Source organism: Pseudomonas sp. HY13-MNA-CIBAN-0226 (assembly GCF_040310305.1).
Lineage (GTDB): Bacteria > Pseudomonadota > Gammaproteobacteria > Pseudomonadales > Pseudomonadaceae > Aquipseudomonas > Aquipseudomonas gregormendelii.
In genome coordinates, this window is record NZ_JBEOPS010000071.1 from 1 (window position 1) to 477 (window position 477).

Below are 477 nucleotides of genomic sequence, written 5' to 3' on the forward strand. Positions count from 1 at the left end.
GGATTCAGGAAGTAACTTATCTTGATGATGAGGGTGCAATTGAATTGGTTTTTACCCTTGCTGTAGTTAAAGGAATCAGCCGTATTGATGGTGCGGAAGACTTTTTTACTTCTTATCTACTAGAACAAACAGCGAGTATGGATAGCATTTACTCTGTAAGACTTTATGAGCTGCTGGTGCAATGGAAACAAGCTAAAAACACCCCTATGTTTGAGCTTGAGAGGTTTAGAAGTCAACTAGGTATAGAGTCTAGTGAATATAAAAGAATGGGGAATTTTAAATTAAGAGTTTTAGACCTTGCGGTTCAAGAAATTAATGAAAAAACTGATATCAAAGTTGGCTATGAGCAAGTTAAAAAAGGTAGAACGATAATAGGTTTTAAATTCAAAATCTCGGATAAAGAAAAATCCAAAAGCACTCAGAGTTTAGCAAGTGGAAGAGACGGTAATACATCTGATATGTTTACGGTTGAAGGAT

General features: G+C 35.4%; 1 protein-coding gene. It reads left to right on the forward strand.

The features are described 5' to 3' along the window. Positions 1–477 (forward strand): RepB family plasmid replication initiator protein (locus AAEZ05_RS27800; RefSeq protein ID WP_350649751.1); only part of this gene is annotated, 477 nt, incomplete at both ends.